General features: G+C 72.2%; 1 protein-coding gene. It reads right to left on the reverse strand.

Going from position 1 to position 1088, the window contains the following annotated elements:
* Positions 1–1074, reverse strand: a 1074-nt coding sequence (locus tag AB0B91_RS66455; RefSeq protein WP_358343349.1) for an MFS transporter, incomplete at its 3' end; no start/stop codon positions are given.
* Positions 1075–1088 lie beyond the last annotated feature (14 nt).

Here is a 1088-nt window from a genome sequence, read left to right on the forward strand (position 1 = left end):
GTGCGCGGCGTCGACCAGGCCGCTGCCCAGCGGGCTGGGCAGCGACCGGGCGGCGGTTTCCGCAGCCTCGACACTGGCCCGGGCGGCCTGCGCCGCCTCGGTGGTGACGCCAGAGGGCAGCCCGTCGGTCAGCTCGGTGCGGTAGACGGCGGCGGCGACGCTGCCCAGGGCCGCGATGCCGAAGGCCACCCCGAACTCGCTGCCGGTCTGCATCACCGCCGATGCGGAGCCGGTCTTCTCGGTGGAAACCGCCCCGATCGCCAGGCCGGTCACCAGGCCGAGCGGGATGCCCACGCCGAACAGCACGATGCCGAAGCCGATCAGCACGGGCGCCAGCCCGCCGGTGCGGGTGACCTGGCTGAGCACCACGTACCCGAGAGCCGCGACGACCATCCCGAAAGCGAGCACGTACGCCGGGCGGATCCGTTGCGCCAGACCGGGGCCGAGCATGAGCCCGACGATCAGACCCAGGGTCGGCGGCAGCATCCACAACCCGGTGCCGAGGGTGGAGAGGCCCTCCACCGTCTGCAGGTGCAGGGTCACCAGCAACGAGCTGCCACCCTGCACCGCGCCGCCGAGCAGGCCGAAGATTACCGCGGCGGCGAAGATCTGGTTGCGGAACAGCTTGGTGTCGAGCATCGGGTCGCGGAGCGACCGTTGCCGCACGACGAACGCCACGGCGGTCACGAGGCCGACGACCACGGCGGCGACGGGCACGGGGGCCCAACCGTTCTTGGCCAGTTCCTTGAGGCCGAAGATGACCAGCAGCACGCCGGCCAGGGAGAGCGCGACGCTGGCCAGATCCAGCGGGCCCCGGTGCGGGTTGCGGTACTCCGGCAGCAGCCGTGGACCGGTCAGCAGCAGCAGGAGCATCACCGGCACGCCGATCAGGAACACCGAGCCCCACCAGAAGAACCGCAGCAGGACACCGCCGACGACCGGGCCGATCAGCAGACCGCCCATGAAGCAGCTCATCCAGGAGGCGATGGCCATGCCGCGCTGGGCGGGATGGGCGAACATGTGGCTGATCAGGCCCAGCCCGCAGGGCATGACGGTGGCGGCCGCCCCGCCCATCAGCGCCCGGGCGC

It is taken from the genome of Nonomuraea sp. NPDC049141, from assembly GCF_040648415.1.
Classification (GTDB): domain Bacteria; phylum Actinomycetota; class Actinomycetes; order Streptosporangiales; family Streptosporangiaceae; genus Nonomuraea.